This window comes from Halomonas sp. HK25 (assembly GCF_047795635.1).
Classification (GTDB): Bacteria; Pseudomonadota; Gammaproteobacteria; order Pseudomonadales; family Halomonadaceae; genus Halomonas.
The window spans coordinates 3,103,599-3,118,427 of record NZ_CP181044.1 but is presented as its reverse complement, the minus strand read 5'-3'; the positions used below and the strand labels follow the sequence as shown (position 1 = coordinate 3,118,427).

Genomic DNA, 14,829 nt, shown 5'->3' with positions numbered 1-14,829 from the left:
AGGCCGTTTTTCGAGCTTGACCACCAGAAGCCACCAGGAATTTGGTGGTTTCTTTCATGATATGGCCGCTCTATCCATGGATAATGCCAGGCCTTTCTCGCCAATCTTCCTCTCCATTGCTTCAGGATCTGCCATGGCCCGGCCGCTGATCGCCGATATCGACCTCGAGGCGCTGCGTCACAACTACCGTCTCGCCTGCTCTCTCGCGCCCCAGAGCGGTGCCGTCGCCGTGCTCAAGGCCGATGGCTACGGCCACGGTGCGGTGGCTTGCGCTCGTGCCCTGGAGAGCATCGCACCTGCCTTCGCGGTGGCCTGCATCGAGGAGGCGGTGACCCTGCGCGAGGCGGGCATCACGATCCCCATCGTGCTGCTCGAGGGCATCTTCGAGGCCAGTGAGCTCGAGCAGGTCGAGACGCTGGGTCTGTGGATGGCGGTGCATAGCGACTGGCAGCTGGAGGCGCTACTCGCCTATCGGCCGGCGCGGCCCATTCCTGTCTGGCTCAAGGTGGACTCCGGCATGCACCGCCTGGGCTTTTCCCCCGAGCGGGCTCGGGCGGTATGGCGGCGTCTGGCGGCGGCACCGGCCCACGCCTGCGATCTGCACCTGATGAGCCACTTCGCCACCGCTGACCTGGTCGACAGCGTCTACTTCGCAGGCCAGATGGCACGGCTCGAGGCCCTGGCCGAAGGGCTCGGCGCCCCCCTGTGCCTGGCCAACTCCCCGGCGACCCTGGCCCGGGCCGAGGCCCACGGCGCCTGGAACCGCCCCGGGGTGATGCTCTACGGCAGCGACCCGCTGGAGCGCGCCAATGAGGCGAGCCGCCGGCTTGCGCCGGTGATGACCCTGCGCACGGCGATCATCGCCGTGCGCGAGCTGCCCGCTGGCGAGCCGGTGGGCTACGGTGGCCGCTGGAAGACCCCGCGGCCGTCACGGATCGGCGTGGTGGCCTGTGGCTACGGCGACGGCTACGATCGCCACGCCGAGGACGGTACCCCGGTGCTGGTGGCGGGCCGGCGCACCGCCATCGCCGGCAAGGTCTCCATGGACATGCTCACCGTGGACCTCACCGACATCCCCGAGGCCGATATCGGCAGCGAGGTGGTGCTGTGGGGCCGGGCGGCCAATGGTCAGGTGCTCTCGGTGGACGAGGTGGCCCGCCACTGCGACACCATCAGCTACACCCTGCTCACCGGGGTGCTGCCGCGGGTGCCGAGACGCTATCATGGGGGATATCTTGATCAAGGAGGGTCTTCCCCCCGATGAGCCGGAAAGCCTACCCCGACTCCTTCGCGCATCCCCGTTTCTGGCCGACCTGGCTGGCCATCGGCGCCATGTACGTCGCGGCCTGGCTGCCCTGGCGGCTCAAGCTCTGGCTCGGTCGCGGCCTTGGCCTGCTGGTGTACCGCCTGGTCAAGCGCCGCCGGCATATCGTCGAGATCAACCTGCGGCTCTGCTTCCCGGAACTGGATGACGAGCAGCAGGCGCGACTGGTGCGCGAGACCTTTATCGCCAACGGCATCGGCATTATGGAGACCGCTACCGGCTGGTGCCGCGACCCCGAGCACTTGCGCCACCGGGTTACCTTCAAGGGCCAGGAGCACATGGCCAGGGTGCGGGCAGAAGGGAAGGGGGCACTGATCATCGGCGTGCACTTTTCCACCCTGGACCTGGGCGGAGCATTGCATTCGCTGTACCTTCCGGCGGATGCGGTCTATCGCCCTCACAACAACCCGCTCTTCGATCGCTTCATGTCTCGCGCCCGGGCACCCTATTTCGATAAGGTCCTGGACCGCCACGACCTGCGCGGCGTGGTGCGCCGGATCAAGGCTGGCCACGGCGTCTGGTACTCGCCCGACCAGGACTTTGGCCGAGACGCCAGTGTCTTCGCCCCCTTCTTCGGCATCCCGGCGGCCACGGTGAAGATGACCTCCCGGATCGCCCGCATGACCGGGGCGCCGGTGATACCGCTGATGTTCCACCGCAACCCGGATAATCGCACCTATACCCTGGAGTACCTGCCGCCGCTGGAGGATTTCCCCAGCGGCGACGAAGTGGTCGATGCGGCACGCATCAATGCCTTCATCGAAGGCGCTATCCGCAAGCATCCCGAGCAGTACCTGTGGTTGCACCGTCGCTTCAAGACCCGTCCCGAGGGAGAGCCGGGCTTCTATTAGCATTTATTGGCGGGGGTTGGCGCTGTGGAGTTGTGCTTCCGTTAACTAACGGTAAACGAGGCGGTCGGGAAGTGTCAGGTGATGCTCGCCGCTGTTCAATCGGGCGCTGATGAAATCCCGATCCAGCGGGTGGATGGCAGCGTCGGCTAGGGTGGCGATGATGCGGTCGGCATAGGTCTGCAGTAGTTGCCTGTCCGCGTCTTGTGCATACAGCGAGAGGCTCTTTACGGCCTTGAGCAGACTCAAGCCGATCGTCACGTCATCGCGGCCGTAGTGGAGAATCGGCGTGAGCACCCGGTAGAGCAGGCTCTCGAAGCTTTCCGCCGGCCAGGTGACGCGCAACTGCTCCTGATCATCCAGCATGGCGTTGCAGGGGGCGAAATCCATTCGCAGGCGTAGCAGGTCGGTCAGCTGGTTGATGCACAAACGGGCGGTGCCCGGGTCGTTGATGCCGGGCGACAGCGACTTCACGGCCATTTCCATCAGCTGTGTCAGGCCGTGAACGTGGATATCCTCAATCGATTCCCCCTCGCCATAGGTCAGATGGGCCAGGGCCTCCTCGGCCCAGTCGTGATCGGGCTCGGTGGGGGCGTCGATGTACAGTAGCGGGAAGTCGTCCAGGGTGAAGTCGCCCGGGGAGAAGTTCAGGTAAATCACCCCGTCGATGCCGGTGGCGAGGTTGGCGAGTTTGGCGTAGTCGGCGTTCTGGATGAATCCTGTCCGGCGTGAGCGGATCTCGTGAAGCGCTTGCGATCTTGACACCGCGGAGGGGTTCGGTGCAGACACCCGCGTGAAGCGTGGCGACTGTTGACGATGTATCAGCTCGGCCAGCGAATGGCTCGTTGCCAGATGCAGGCCCGCGACCACCGAATTGACCTGTACCGTCTGGGACGTCTTGTGAATGAAGTAGACGAACAACGCTAGGCAGTGGATGACCATGGCAGTGCCCAGATAGGCGGCAAGCGAGCGCCATGTGCCGGGCGTATCGCCGTTTTCCGGCACCATCAGGAGCATCAGGATGAACAGGATGGTGCCGAGATAGTTGCCCAGCACCCATTGATGGTGGCGCTCGGTCACCAGTCCGAAGACTAGCTTGTGAGAAAACTGGCCTCCGGCCTGGGAGAGCACCGACATCACCATCGAGAAGCTGAACACCACCAGCGATATCATGCCGGCGATCAGCGTCGAGAGCAGGGTGCGCAAGGTGTCTGTGTCGTCGAAGCGCACGGACACCAGCCAGCCGGGCATCGCACTGGGGCCTTCCTGCGGCACCACCGCCAGCAACCCCACCAGGAAGTAAGCCAGCGAGAGCAGGCTGGGCAGGTAGGCGATGCTCTGGCGAAACGCCTTGGCGACCTGCAGTGGGGTGTTGAACAGTACGATCATCGAGACATCCTTGCATGGAGATACGGGCAGGGGTGGAAAGCACCATCGAATGATATCAATCCGTAAGCAAAAGCCCCGCCTGAAAGAAAACAGACGGGGCTAAGGCATCAGCATGGCCGGCGAGCAATCAGGCGTCGATGCGCTTGTACTTCATGCGGTGCGGGGTGTCATCGCCCACGCGCTTCCTGTGGTCCGCCTCGTACTCGGCGTAGTTGCCCTCGAAGAACTCCACGTGGGAGTCGCCTTCGAACGCCATGATGTGCGTGGCGATGCGGTCGAGGAACCAGCGATCGTGGGAGATCACCAGGGCGCAGCCGGGGAAGGCCAGCAGGGCCTCCTCCAGTGCCCGCAGGGTCTCGATGTCCAGGTCGTTGGAGGGCTCATCGAGCAGCAGCACGTTGGCGCCCTGCTTCAGGGTCTGGGCCAGCTGCAGGCGTCCGCGTTCGCCGCCCGAGAGCTCGTTCAGGCGCTTCTGCTGGTCGTTGCCCTTGAAGTTGAAGCGGCCGACATAGGCCCGCGACGAGACCTCATAGCCGTTGATGTTGAGGATGTCCTGGCTGTCGGAGACCGCCTCCCACACCGTCTGCTTGTCGTCCAGGCCGTCACGCAGCTGCTCCACGTAGGCGACGTCGACGGTATCGCCGACCACTACCTCGCCGGCGTCGGGCTGCTCCTTGCCCGTGATCAGCTTGAACAGGGTCGACTTGCCCGCGCCGTTGCCGCCGACGATGCCGATGATGGCGCCCTTGGGCACGGTGAAGGAGAGCTCCTCGTAGAGCAGCTTGTCATCGAAGGCCTTGGAGACGCCGTGGAACTCGATGACCTTGTCGCCCAGGCGCGGACCGGGCGGGATGTAGATCTCGTTGGTCTCGTTGCGCTTCTGGAAGTCGCCGGACTGCATCTCCTCGAAGCGGTTGAGGCGCGCCTTGCTCTTGGCCTGGCGGCCCTTGGCGTTGCTGCGCACCCACTCCAGCTCCTGCTTGATGGCCTTGTTCTTCGAGGCCTCCTGCTTGGCCTCCCGGGCCAGGCGCTGCTCCTTGGCCTCCAGCCAGCCGGAGTAGTTGCCCTCGAAGGGGATGCCCTGGCCGCGGTCGAGCTCGAGGATCCAGCCCGCCACGTTGTCGAGGAAATAGCGGTCGTGGGTGATCGCCACCACGGTGCCGTTGTAGTCGTGCAGGAAGCGCTCCAGCCAGGCCACGGACTCGGCGTCCAGGTGGTTGGTGGGCTCGTCGAGCAGCAGCATGTCGGGACTGGAGAGCAGCAGGCGGCACAGCGCCACGCGGCGCCGTTCGCCGCCGGAGAGGTGGCCGACGCGAGCCTCCCAGGGCGGCAGGCGCAGGGCCTCGGCGGCCACCTCGAGCTTGCGCTCCAGGTTGTGGGCGTCGGCGGCCTCGATGATGTTCTCCAGGCGTCCCTGCTCGGCGGCCAGGGCATCGAAGTCGGCGTCCGGCTCGGCGTAGGCGGCATAGACGCCGTCGAGCTTCTCCTGGGCCTCCTTGATGGCCCCCAGGGCCTCTTCCACGGTCTCGCGGACGTTCTTGTCGTCGTCGAGCTGCGGCTCCTGGGGCAGGTAGCCGACATTGATGCCCGGCATCGGGCGCGCCTCGCCCTCGAACTCGGTGTCGACCCCGGCCATGATGCGCAGCAGGGTCGACTTGCCGGAGCCGTTGAGGCCCAGCACGCCGATCTTGGCACCCGGGAAGAAGGAGAGGGAGATATCCTTGAGGATCTGCTTCTTGGGGGGCACGACCTTGCCCACCCGGTTCATGGTGTAGACGTATTGCGCCATGGGAACCCGTCGGTTGGAGGATTTTCAGTGGCCACGATGATAGTGGCCACTGCGGCCAAAGGCCAGCCGCGGCCCTATTCCTCTTCGTCGATGGCCCAGTCATCCTCGATGGCGCTGCGCAGGCGGCGCTCCTCGAGCAGGGCCTCCACGCGGCGGCGGGCGCGCAGGGTATCGGCGCGGCTGGCGCGGGGACGAGTATAGTCCTCGTCGTTCACCGCTTCGGAAAAGTCCACCTCGTCATCGAGGCTCGGTTCGAGAAGGTGTTCACGGCCCATGCGATGTCCTCCCATGGCCAGTGTCGACACGGCGTCGACGGATCGCTATCGCTTCTCTTCCCCTGTGCGTCGTAGTGTCACGACGCGGAATCCGAAGCGCCCAGGCAACGAGGTTGCCTGGGCGCTATATATCGCCACTCGGCGTGAGGCACAAGCCCCATCGCGAACTTTTTTCGGTTCTTCGCAGACTGACGTGGCCTGGAGGGGGACAGCTCAGGCCGTCTCACTCGGGGCCGTCTCATTCCAGGCCATGTTGGGCCTTGAGGCGCTCCAGCTCCAGCTGGGCCTCGACGCGCTCGGTGACATCCTTCTGCACGCCGAGGTAGTAGGTCAGGTTGTCATCGTCGTCGTGGACGGGGGTGATGGAGAGCTCGTTCCAGAACAGGGTGCCGTCCTTGCGGTAGTTGCGCAGCACGGTGCGGCAGGGGCGACCCTCGGCCAGCGCCTGGCGGATGGCCGCCAGGCCCTCCTGGTCGCGATCCTCGTTCTGCAGGAAGCGGCAGTCCTGGTAGAGAATCTCGTCGGCGCTGTAGCCGGTCAGGCGCTCGAACCCCTTGTTCACATAGATCAGGATGTTCTCGTCGCCTTCCTGTTCGGCGACCACGATGCCGTCTTCGGAGGCGTCGACAATGCGCTCGAGCAGTTCCGGGCTGATCAGGGGTGATCGTTTCATGCTGGACGTTCCATTCTGGGCGTTCCTGTCGCGGAGCCTGTCCTGGTCGCCCGGGTGGGGCGACGGCGGCGGGCACTTCACAGCTGGTTACATCATGGCCAGACGGCCACGGGATTTCAACGCGGCGCGTTCACTCCACCTCCGGCAGGCGGCTGGCGCTGACCGCGGCGGCGAGTGCCATCAGCGCCAGCACCACCATCAGCGCCGCGGTGCCGAGCCATTGGGCGAGGGCACCGACGGTGCCGCCCACCGCCAACATCAGCACCCCGGTGATGGTGTTGGAGAGTGCCACGTAGAGGGCGCGCTTGTCGCTGCCGGCCATGTCGACGATATAGGTCTTGCGGCCCAGGCGCACTCCGGCGTGGACGATCACCAGCAGGGCATAGACCAGCGCATAGGGCCACACGGTCTGGCTCCAGGCGCCCGGCAGCCAGGCGATGGCGGCGGCCAGCAGGCAGCACAGGGTGGCGCCTACGCCGGCGTCACGCATCACCCGCCGGCTGGAGGCATCGGCGCGCTTGCCCCATACCGGACTCGCCAGCATGCCGGCGAGCCCCGAGACCACGATCAGCACGCCGAGGCCGCCCAGTTGCGTGCCGCTCTGCTGCTGGCCCAGCAGCGCCACGTAGGGCAGCGCCAGGGCGCTGGCCAGCAGCAGCGCGCGGGAGAGGTTGAAGTGCAGGAAGCCGCGATCCTCGCGCAGCAGGTGCAGGCCCAGTTTGACGCTGTCCCAGGCGTTCTCGCCGCCCTCCACGGCGCCGGGGGTCTCCGTGATGCGCGCCGCACATAGGGCGTTGAGCCCCCAGCCCAGCGCCGCGATCCCCAGCAGCACCGCCAGTGCCAGCTCACCGGGCCGGTCGCCGAAGAGCATCAGCACCGTCCCGGCGGCCAGCGTCACCGCGCCCGCCACGCTGCCGCTCCAGCCCATCAGGGTGCCGCGGCGCTGCTTGCTGATGGTCTTGCCCAGCACGTCCTTGGTGGCCACCGAGGAGAGCCCCCGGGCCAGGGCGAGCGCCACCAGCACGGCCAGCACCAGGCCACCGCCAATGCCGCCGGAGCCGAACAGCGCCAGCAGGGCGAGCAGTGCCGCGGTCACCGCCTGCAGCAGCCCGCCCGCCACCCAGACCCACTTGCGCTCGGGCCTGAGGCGGATGAAGCCGGCCACGAACAGCTGGGGCAGCAGGGCGCCAGCCTCGCGGATCGGCACCAGCAGGCCGACCATCCACAGCGGGGCGCCGATCACCCCCATCAGCCAGGGCAGCACCAGCCGGGCACTGGAGAGCTCGTCGGCCAGCTTGTTGCCCAGCGAGGCCAGCAGGTGCAGGAAGAAGTTGCGCGGCTGCTCGTCGCAGGCCTCGTCCGGGATGTCCTTGCACATCCGGCTGTCCTCGTCGCCGGTCAGCCACTCGTAGAGGCGGGACTGGCTGATCTCGGGTGCGGCCATGGGGACTCCTCGCTGGTAGGATGATGTGCTCATATTGTCGCGACAGGGAGGCCGACATGTCACCTATGCGTGTTCACTGCGGTACCCCGCGGGGTAGGCCGTGCCCATGACCCGCGACGGCCAGGCGATGCTCTACGGGCTCGGTGCGGTGGCGCTCTGGTCCACCGTGGCCACCGCCTTCAAGGTGGCGCTGGGCTACATGTCGCCGCTGGAACTGATGTGGCTCGCCTCGCTGGTCTCCTGGGCGCTGATCGGCGCGCTGGTGGCGCGCCAGGGTCTCGTCGGCCAGGCGCTGCGCCGCGGCTGGCGCACCGCCGCCTGGGCGGGGCTGATGAACCCGGTGGCCTACTACCTGATGCTGTTCGGCGCCTATGATCGCCTGCCCGGCCAGGAGGCCATGGCGCTCAACTACACCTGGGCGCTGGCCATGGCCTTCCTCGCGGTGCCGCTGCTCGGCCAACGGCTGACCCGTATCGACGTGCTGGCCGGGCTGATCGCCTACGCCGGGGTCTGGGTGATCGCCACCCGTGGGGCGGTCTTCGACGTGGCCTTCGCCGACCCGCTGGGCGTCACCATGGCGCTGGCCTCGACGCTGATCTGGGCGCTCTACTGGCTGCTCAACGCCCGTGATCATCGCCCGCCGCTGGTGGCCCAGTGGCAGAACTTCAGCGTCGGGTTGCCGGTGCTTACCCTGCTGCTGCTGGCGGGGCCAGGTTTCCAGTGGCACGGCTGGGCGGGGCTCACCGCCGGCGTCTACGTGGGGCTCTTCGAGATGGGCATCGCCTTCGTGCTCTGGCAGCTTGCCGTGCACCGGGTATCGCGCACGGCGAAGGTCTCCAACCTGATCTTTCTTTCGCCGCCGGTGTCTCTGCTGCTGCTCTACCTGGTGGTGGGCGAGCCGATCCTGGCCTCGACGCTGATCGGCCTCGCGCTGATCCTGGGCGGGCTGGGGTTGCAGCAGTGGCAGAAGGCCCCGGCGGCGGCCGCTCAGGAAAGCAGCTGATACTCGAAGAGCAGCTGCTTGAAGTCCTGGCGCTGGTGGGCGAAGAGGTAGACCGACACCTGTGGCGGCTCGCTCCAGACACGGTAGATGATGCGATAGCCGTCGATCAGCAGCTCGCGGTAGTGGCTGATGCCCAGCTCCAGGGCCAGCCGGCAGACAGGATAGGTATCGGGACGCGTCGTGAGCCGCTCGAGACTGGTCGTGACGAGATTGCGTGAGATCTCCTCGACACAGGACAGCGGGAGTTCGAGCTTGTCCAGCAGGAAGTTCTCGCAGGAGGCCAGGGAGAGCTCAGCCGTCGTTTCGAAGACTACGCGCTGCGGCGTGGTCATGATGATTCGCCACGGCGTGCCTCGTGCCTGGCCTCGAGTCGGGCCATGAACTCGTCGGGGCTCATGGTCTTGCCTTCGTCACGGCTCTTCTCGCCCAGGCTCAACAGCTTGAGCAGGGCGATCGCCTGCTCGCGCCGCTCATGGGCGGCGTAGGACTCGACCACATAGGTGGGCTTGCCCTTCTGGGTGATGACCAGGGGTTCCTGGACATCGAGCGTCGCGGCATGCTGTTTCAGGTAGCTGATGGTTTCGGTGCGCATGGCCTTTTCCCGGCTGAGCTTGGATGGTCCAATTTTAGTCCATCAATGGTCCGTGTGCGAGCCGCTGGCCAGGGCCATGCCGTTTTCCTCCAGCATGGCTGCCAGCGTCGGCCAGACATTATCCAGAATGATCGGCTGGCCGGCGGCGGTGGGGTGGATGCCGTCGCTCTGCATCAGGGTCTGGTCCAGCGCCACCCCCTCCAGCAGGAAGGGCACCAGCGGCAGGTCGAAGTCGTCTGCCAGGCGGTGGAAGACACCGGTGAAGGCATCGCGATAGGCCTGACCATAATTGGGCGGGATATCGATGCCCAGCAGCATCACCTCGGCCTCGGCCTCCTGGCTCGCCTCGATCATGCGGCGCAGGTTGGCCTCGAACTGCCCCGGCGGCAGGCCGCGCAGGCCGTCGTTGCCGCCGAGCTCGAGCAGAACAATGTCGGGGGCGTGCTGTCCGAGAAGCTCGGGAAGCCGGCTGGCGCCGCCGGCGCTGGTCTCGCCGCTGATGCTGGCGTTGACCACCCGCGCCTTTCCGTCGAGCCGCGCTTCCAGCAGACTGACCCAGCCCTCGTCGGCCTCGATGCCGTAGGCCGCACTCAGGCTGTCGCCCATCACCAGCAGGGTGGGCCGCTCGTCGGCCAGGGCCGCGGCGGCGCCTAGCGCCAGGGCTGTCGTGAGCGGCAGGACCAGCAGCCAGGCGGTGAATCGACGCAACGCAACCTCAGGGAATCCCTTCAGCATGAACGATACCTCTCGCATGGACATGACACCGATTCTACACGCCGAGCACCTGTCCAAGCAGGTCAGGAGCGGCGACCGGCAGCTCACCATTCTGAGTGACCTGGCCCTCTCGGTGTTCCCCGGCGAGACAGTGGCGATCCTCGGTCAGAGCGGCGCGGGCAAGTCGACCTTGCTGGGGTTGCTGGCAGGGCTCGACCTGCCCACCGGCGGGTCGCTTTCGATGTTCGGCGAGCAGCTCTCGGCGCTGGACGAGGATGGCCGGGCCCGGCTGCGTAACGGCCGGGTCGGCTTCGTGTTCCAGAACTTCCAGCTGCTGCCCACCCTCACCGCACTTGAAAACGTGATGCTGCCGCTGGAGCTCTCGCCACGGCCCGGCACCGAGGCCCGGGCACGGGAGTGGCTGCAGCGGGTGGGCCTGGGCGAGCGGCTCGACCACCTGCCCAAGCAGCTCTCCGGCGGCGAACAGCAGCGGGTCGCCCTGGCCCGGGCCTTCGTCACCGGCGCCGAGCTGGTGTTCGCTGACGAGCCCACCGGTAACCTCGACCCGGACACCGGCGAGCGCATCATCGACACCCTCTTCACGCTCAACCGCGAGGCCGGCACCACCCTGGTGCTGGTCACCCACGACCACGCCCTGGCCCGGCGTTGCGACCGTTGCCTGCGCCTGGACCACGGCCGCCTGGAGACCCTGCAGCTCGACGAGGTGAGCGCATGAGCCTGACCGCCCTGCGCCTGGCGCGCTTCTCGGCCCGGGGGCTTGTCCGCGACCTGCGCGCCGCCGACGTGCGCGCGCTGTTCGTGGCGCTCGCCCTGGCGGTGGCTGCCTCCACCATGATCGGCTTCTTCCTCGACCGCCTGGACCGTGGCCTGACCCGCCAGGCCAGCCAGCTGCTGGGCGGTGACCTGGTGCTGGAGCAGGGGCGGCCCTTCGATGCCGAGCTGCGCCAGACCCTGGAGGAGGCCGGCCTGGTGCTCGCCGACCAGGTGGGCATGGTCTCCATGGTCAGCTTCCAGGATGCCTTCCAGCCCGCCAGCCTCAAAGTGGTGGACCGGCGCTACCCGCTCTATGGCGGGGTCCACGTGGACCTCGGCGAGGGCAGCGAGGTAGTGGCGCGGGGCCCGGCCCCGGGGGAGGCGTGGCTGGCGCCGCGCCTGGCGCTGCTGCTCGAGGCCGAGCTCGGCGATCGGGTACGCCTGGGCGAGACGGAGCTGACCGTGGCAGGGCTGGTCGAGCGCGAGCCCGACCAGTCCGGGGGGGTCGCCAACTTCAACCCGCGGCTGATGATGCACATCGATGACCTGGCGGCCACGAATCTGGTGCAGGACGGCTCCCGTGTGGAGTTCGAGCTGCTCGCCGCCGGCCCGCCGGACATCATCGACGAACTGGCGCCGCTGATGGCCCAGCTGCGCCGCGATGGGGTGGAGGTGCGCGACGTGCGCCGCGACCGCCCCCAGCTCGGCAACGCCCTGGAGCGTGCCGAGCGCTACCTGAGCCTGGCGGGGCTGGCCGCCGTGCTGCTGGCCGGGGTGGCGGTGGCCATGGCCACGCGCCGCTACGTGGATCGCCACCTGGACACCGCGGCGCTGATGCGCTGCTTCGGCGCCACCCAGCGGGAGCTGATCCGCGTCTTCAGCCTGCAGTTGCTGTGGCTGGCCCTGGCCGCCTCGGCAGTGGGGGCGGTGCTGGGGTTGGCCGGCCAGGCGGGACTGCTGGCGCTGCTCACCGCCTTCCTGCCCATGGAACTGCCGCCCCCCGGGGCGCTGCCGCTGTGGCTCGGCGTACTCACCGCCCTGGCGGTGTTAGCGGGCTTCGCCGGCCCGACCCTGCTGCGCCTAAAGAAGGTCAGCGCGCTCAAGGTGCTGCGCCGCGAACTCGACCCGCTGCCGGCCTCTGCCTGGCTGGTGGTGGCGGTGGCCAGCGCCGTGTTCGGGGCGCTGCTCTGGCTCTACTCCGGCGATCTCGGCCTCTCCGTGGGCCTGCTGCTCGGCGGCCTGGTCATGCTGGTGGTGCTGTGGGGGCTCGGCTCGCTGCTGCTCACCGGCGTGCTGCGCCTGGCCGCTCGCCTGCCGCGCCGCGGCGGCGAGGCCGATCTCGTCCAGGCGCTGCGCCTGGGTGGGGCCCAGTTGGCGCGACGACGCACGGCGAGCCTCGGTCAGCTGCTGGCCTTCTCGGTGACCTTCTTCGCCATGGCGATGATCGCCCTGGTGCGCGGCGACCTGCTGACCACCTGGGAGACCCAGCTGCCCGAGGACACCCCCAACTACTTCGCCATCAATATCCAGCCCCAGGAGCGCGAGGGCTTCGAGGCCGCCCTGGGCGACGCCGCCGATGCGCGCAGCGCCCTCTACCCGATGGTGCGCGGGCGCATTACCGCCATCAACGACCTGCCGCCCCGGGAGGCGGTGCCGGCGGATGCTCGCGGCGACAACACCCTGCGCCGCGAGCTCAACCTGACTTGGCGCGAGACCCTGCCGGAGGGCAACCGCCTGGTGGCGGGGCAGTGGTTCGATGCGCCCAACGGCGCCGAACCCGGTGGTTGGCTGGGCGAGGTGGCCGCCGAGCCCGCGGTGACCCGGGTGCCGATCTCCGTGGAGGACGGCCTGGTGGAGCGCTTCGGGCTGGCGCTCGGCGACACCTTGACCTTCACCATCGGCGGCGAGGAGATCGTCGGCGAGATCAGTAGCCTGCGCGACCTGGACTGGGACAGCTTCCGGCCCAACTTCTTCGTGATCTTCCCGCCCGGGGTGCTGGAGGGCTTCGGTCACAGCTATATCACCGCCTTCCACCTGGACGCCGGGGAGACCACCACCCTGCGCGAGCTGGTGCGCGCCTACCCCGGGGTGTCGCTGCTCAACGTGGATGCCATCCTCGCCCAGGTGCGCGACCTGCTCACCCAGGTGACCCGCGCCGTGGAACTGGTGCTGGTCTTCGTGCTGCTGGCCGGGGTCAGCGTGCTCTACGCCGCACTCACCGCCAGCCGCCCGGTACGCGCCCACGAGAGCGGGCTCCTGCGGGTATTCGGTGCCAGCAACCGCATGCTCTCCCGGGTGCAGGGGGCGGAGTTCGCCATCCTCGGCCTGGCCAGCGGCCTGATGGGGGCGCTGCTGGCGGAGCTGGCCACCGCCGCCATCTACCTGGCCTGGTTCGACCTGACGCCGCGGCTGCACCTGTGGCTGTGGCTGGCGATGCCGCTGGGCGGGGCCCTCTTGATCGGCGCCATCGGCCATCTGCTCTCCCGGGACCTGCGCCGCCAGGCCCCGGCGGCGAGCCTCGGCCTGCTGGGGGAGACATGAACACGGAGACCCTGCGCTACCGGCTGCTGGATGCCCAGCTCGCCCTGGCCCGAGAGAAGCAGCGCTCGGTGATCCTGCTGCTCACCGGCCATGCGGTGACCCACAAGGGCGAGGTGGTCAACCGCCTCAACCATTGGCTGGAGAACCGCCATACCGAGGTGCACGCCCTGGGCCCGAGCAGCGAGGAGCAGTCGCGCCCCTACTGGTGGCGCTACTGGCGGCGGGTGCCCGATCGCGGCCGAGTCGGCATCTTCATTCACGGCTGGTACGGTGATGTGCTCTTCGCTCGTGCCGAGCGCCGGCTCTCTCCCGGTGCCTTCCAGGACCGTCTGGCGGAGATCCATGCCTTCGAGGCGGAACTCGCCGCCGAGGGCGTGGTGCTGCTCAAGCTGTGGAACGACATCGGCCGACGCGAGCAGCGCCGCCACCTGGCCGAGCTGCAGCAGGACCCGGCGCGCGCCTGGCAGGTGGGGCCCATCGAGTGGCAGCGCCACGGGCAGCATGCCGTCATCGAGGCCATCGGCCGGACCCTGCGCGATGACACCGAGGCGCCCCATGCCCCCTGGCAGCGGCTGCCCTACCGCGCAGCGGGTGTACAGCTCACCCAGGTCGGTCGTGCCCTGCTGGCGGCCATGGAGCACCCGCCCGAGCCGCCAAAGGCGACGCTCAGGGCGCTGCCCGACGAGGCGCCCGGGGTTCCCTCGCTGGATCGCGCCGACGCCGCGGTGAGGGAGCGACTCGACAAGGTCGCCTACCGCGAGCGCCTGGCCCGTGGGCAGGCCCGCCTGGCGAACAGCGCCCGGGAGCTCGCGCGACGACGCATTCCGGTGGTGATCGCCTTCGAGGGCCACGACGCGGCGGGCAAGGGCGGCAGCATCCATCGGGTCACCGCGGCGCTGGATGCCCGCCAGTACCGGGTATACCGCATCGGCGCGCCCAGCGACGAGGAGCTGGCGCTGCCATGGGGCTGGCGCTTCTGGCGTCGCCTGCCCGCCGATGGGCGCATCGCCATCTTCGATCGCAGCTGGTACGGGCGGGTGCTGGTGGAGCGGGTCGAGGAGTTGGCCAGCGACGCACAGTGGCAGCGCGCCTTTGGTGAGATCCGCCACTTCGAGCAGCAGCTGCTGGCCCATGGCGGCGTGCTGATCAAGCTGTTCCTCGCCATCGACAAGGACGAGCAGCTCAAGCGCTTCGAGGACCGCGCCGCCACCCCCCACAAGCGCCACAAACTGACCGACGAGGACTGGCGCAACCGCGATCGCTGGGACGACTACCAGCGTGCCATCGACGAGATGTTCGCCCGCACCCATGCGCCCGGCGCCGAGTGGTCGCTGATCGCCTGCGACGACAAGCGCCGCGCCCGGTTGGCGGTGCTGGAGCAGGTCAACGAGCGGCTCGAGGCGCGCCTCGCCTCGGCCGTCTGAGCCGGTCGGCATGAGCTAGTCTGTCTTAGCCAGGCGTTA

The 14,829-nt window shown here is 68.1% G+C and carries 14 protein-coding genes; 6 read left to right on the top strand and 8 right to left on the bottom strand.

Annotated features, from left to right (window positions below; all coding sequences use genetic code 11):
• Positions 1-133 precede the first annotated feature (133 nt).
• Positions 134-1,264, top strand: coding sequence for an alanine racemase (gene alr / locus ACM26W_RS14705; RefSeq protein ID WP_416137721.1), 1,131 nt, complete (start codon positions 134-136; stop codon positions 1,262-1,264).
• Positions 1,261-2,175, top strand: a complete 915-nt coding sequence (gene lpxL / locus ACM26W_RS14700; protein WP_416137720.1) for an LpxL/LpxP family Kdo(2)-lipid IV(A) lauroyl/palmitoleoyl acyltransferase — start codon at positions 1,261-1,263, stop codon at positions 2,173-2,175. The genes alr and lpxL overlap by 4 nt, the downstream gene beginning before the upstream one ends.
• A gap of 45 nt (positions 2,176-2,220) precedes the next feature.
• Here the strand turns inward: lpxL and ACM26W_RS14695 are convergent, their stop codons facing one another.
• The 5 genes from ACM26W_RS14695 to ACM26W_RS14675 all read right to left on the bottom strand — a co-directional run bounded on the left by ACM26W_RS14695 (position 2,221) and on the right by ACM26W_RS14675 (position 7,742).
• Complete coding sequence (locus tag ACM26W_RS14695; protein ID WP_416137719.1) at positions 2,221-3,561, bottom strand: DUF2254 domain-containing protein; 1,341 nt, start codon at positions 3,559-3,561, stop codon at positions 2,221-2,223.
• Between the two features lie 127 nt (positions 3,562-3,688).
• On the bottom strand, positions 3,689-5,350 hold the full coding sequence (gene ettA / locus ACM26W_RS14690) for an energy-dependent translational throttle protein EttA (protein WP_416137718.1): 1,662 nt from the start codon (positions 5,348-5,350) through the stop codon (positions 3,689-3,691).
• A 74-nt stretch (positions 5,351-5,424) separates the two neighbouring features.
• Entirely contained in the window at positions 5,425-5,625 is a 201-nt protein-coding gene (locus ACM26W_RS14685; RefSeq protein ID WP_416137717.1) for a PA3496 family putative envelope integrity protein, read from the bottom strand.
• A gap of 238 nt (positions 5,626-5,863) precedes the next feature.
• The gene (locus ACM26W_RS14680) at positions 5,864-6,298 is read right to left on the bottom strand and encodes a PAS domain S-box protein (RefSeq protein WP_416137716.1); all 435 of its coding nucleotides are present in this window, start codon (positions 6,296-6,298) and stop codon (positions 5,864-5,866) included.
• A gap of 130 nt (positions 6,299-6,428) precedes the next feature.
• Positions 6,429-7,742 (bottom strand): MFS transporter, encoded by a 1,314-nt coding sequence (locus ACM26W_RS14675; protein WP_416137715.1) that lies wholly within the window; start codon positions 7,740-7,742, stop codon positions 6,429-6,431.
• A gap of 106 nt (positions 7,743-7,848) precedes the next feature.
• Here ACM26W_RS14675 and ACM26W_RS14670 point away from each other — a divergent pair, with 106 nt between their 5' ends.
• Positions 7,849-8,745, top strand: coding sequence for a DMT family transporter (locus ACM26W_RS14670; protein ID WP_416137714.1), 897 nt, complete (start codon positions 7,849-7,851; stop codon positions 8,743-8,745).
• Here ACM26W_RS14670 and ACM26W_RS14665 read toward each other — a convergent pair.
• The 3 genes from ACM26W_RS14665 to ACM26W_RS14655 are packed head-to-tail and all read right to left on the bottom strand — an operon-like array spanning position 8,730 to position 10,072.
• Complete coding sequence (locus ACM26W_RS14665; RefSeq protein WP_416137713.1) at positions 8,730-9,077, bottom strand: type II toxin-antitoxin system RelE/ParE family toxin; 348 nt, start codon at positions 9,075-9,077, stop codon at positions 8,730-8,732. The two genes, ACM26W_RS14670 and ACM26W_RS14665, sit on opposite strands and share 16 nt — an antisense overlap.
• Positions 9,074-9,337, bottom strand: coding sequence for a type II toxin-antitoxin system Phd/YefM family antitoxin (locus ACM26W_RS14660; protein WP_416137712.1), 264 nt, complete (start codon positions 9,335-9,337; stop codon positions 9,074-9,076). Before ACM26W_RS14660 ends, ACM26W_RS14665 begins: the two co-directional genes overlap by 4 nt.
• A 42-nt stretch (positions 9,338-9,379) precedes the next feature.
• Positions 9,380-10,072 (bottom strand): arylesterase, encoded by a 693-nt coding sequence (locus tag ACM26W_RS14655; RefSeq protein WP_416137711.1) that lies wholly within the window; start codon positions 10,070-10,072, stop codon positions 9,380-9,382.
• Between ACM26W_RS14655 and ACM26W_RS14650 the strand changes: the two genes are divergently transcribed.
• From ACM26W_RS14650 to ACM26W_RS14640, 3 genes are read left to right on the top strand one after another with little or no spacing between them, the layout of a single operon-like run.
• A complete protein-coding gene (locus ACM26W_RS14650) occupies positions 10,071-10,787 on the top strand; it encodes an ABC transporter ATP-binding protein (protein ID WP_416137710.1) in 717 nt (238 codons plus the stop codon). The two genes, ACM26W_RS14655 and ACM26W_RS14650, sit on opposite strands and share 2 nt — an antisense overlap.
• Positions 10,784-13,366: an ABC transporter permease gene (locus ACM26W_RS14645; protein ID WP_416137709.1), complete on the top strand. Its 2,583-nt coding sequence runs from the start codon at positions 10,784-10,786 to the stop codon at positions 13,364-13,366. The genes ACM26W_RS14650 and ACM26W_RS14645 overlap by 4 nt, the downstream gene beginning before the upstream one ends.
• Positions 13,363-14,790: a polyphosphate kinase gene (locus tag ACM26W_RS14640; RefSeq protein WP_416137708.1), complete on the top strand. Its 1,428-nt coding sequence runs from the start codon at positions 13,363-13,365 to the stop codon at positions 14,788-14,790. The genes ACM26W_RS14645 and ACM26W_RS14640 overlap by 4 nt, the downstream gene beginning before the upstream one ends.
• Positions 14,791-14,829 lie beyond the last annotated feature (39 nt).

Bases quoted from the DNA above. Each gene is read 5' to 3' on its own strand.
- alr (WP_416137721.1), top strand. From the start codon at position 134: ATGGCCCGGCCGCTGATCGCCGATATCGACCTCGAGGCGCTGCGTCAC.
- lpxL (WP_416137720.1), top strand. From the start codon at position 1,261: ATGAGCCGGAAAGCCTACCCCGACTCCTTCGCGCATCCCCGTTTCTGG.
- ACM26W_RS14695 (WP_416137719.1), bottom strand. From the start codon at position 3,561: ATGATCGTACTGTTCAACACCCCACTGCAGGTCGCCAAGGCGTTTCGC.
- ettA (WP_416137718.1), bottom strand. From the start codon at position 5,350: ATGGCGCAATACGTCTACACCATGAACCGGGTGGGCAAGGTCGTGCCC.
- ACM26W_RS14685 (WP_416137717.1), bottom strand. From the start codon at position 5,625: ATGGGCCGTGAACACCTTCTCGAACCGAGCCTCGATGACGAGGTGGAC.
- ACM26W_RS14680 (WP_416137716.1), bottom strand. From the start codon at position 6,298: ATGAAACGATCACCCCTGATCAGCCCGGAACTGCTCGAGCGCATTGTC.
- ACM26W_RS14675 (WP_416137715.1), bottom strand. From the start codon at position 7,742: ATGGCCGCACCCGAGATCAGCCAGTCCCGCCTCTACGAGTGGCTGACC.
- ACM26W_RS14670 (WP_416137714.1), top strand. From the start codon at position 7,849: ATGACCCGCGACGGCCAGGCGATGCTCTACGGGCTCGGTGCGGTGGCG.
- ACM26W_RS14665 (WP_416137713.1), bottom strand. From the start codon at position 9,077: ATGACCACGCCGCAGCGCGTAGTCTTCGAAACGACGGCTGAGCTCTCC.
- ACM26W_RS14660 (WP_416137712.1), bottom strand. From the start codon at position 9,337: ATGCGCACCGAAACCATCAGCTACCTGAAACAGCATGCCGCGACGCTC.
- ACM26W_RS14650 (WP_416137710.1), top strand. From the start codon at position 10,071: ATGAACGATACCTCTCGCATGGACATGACACCGATTCTACACGCCGAG.
- ACM26W_RS14655 (WP_416137711.1), bottom strand. From the start codon at position 10,072: ATGCTGAAGGGATTCCCTGAGGTTGCGTTGCGTCGATTCACCGCCTGG.
- ACM26W_RS14645 (WP_416137709.1), top strand. From the start codon at position 10,784: ATGAGCCTGACCGCCCTGCGCCTGGCGCGCTTCTCGGCCCGGGGGCTT.
- ACM26W_RS14640 (WP_416137708.1), top strand. From the start codon at position 13,363: ATGAACACGGAGACCCTGCGCTACCGGCTGCTGGATGCCCAGCTCGCC.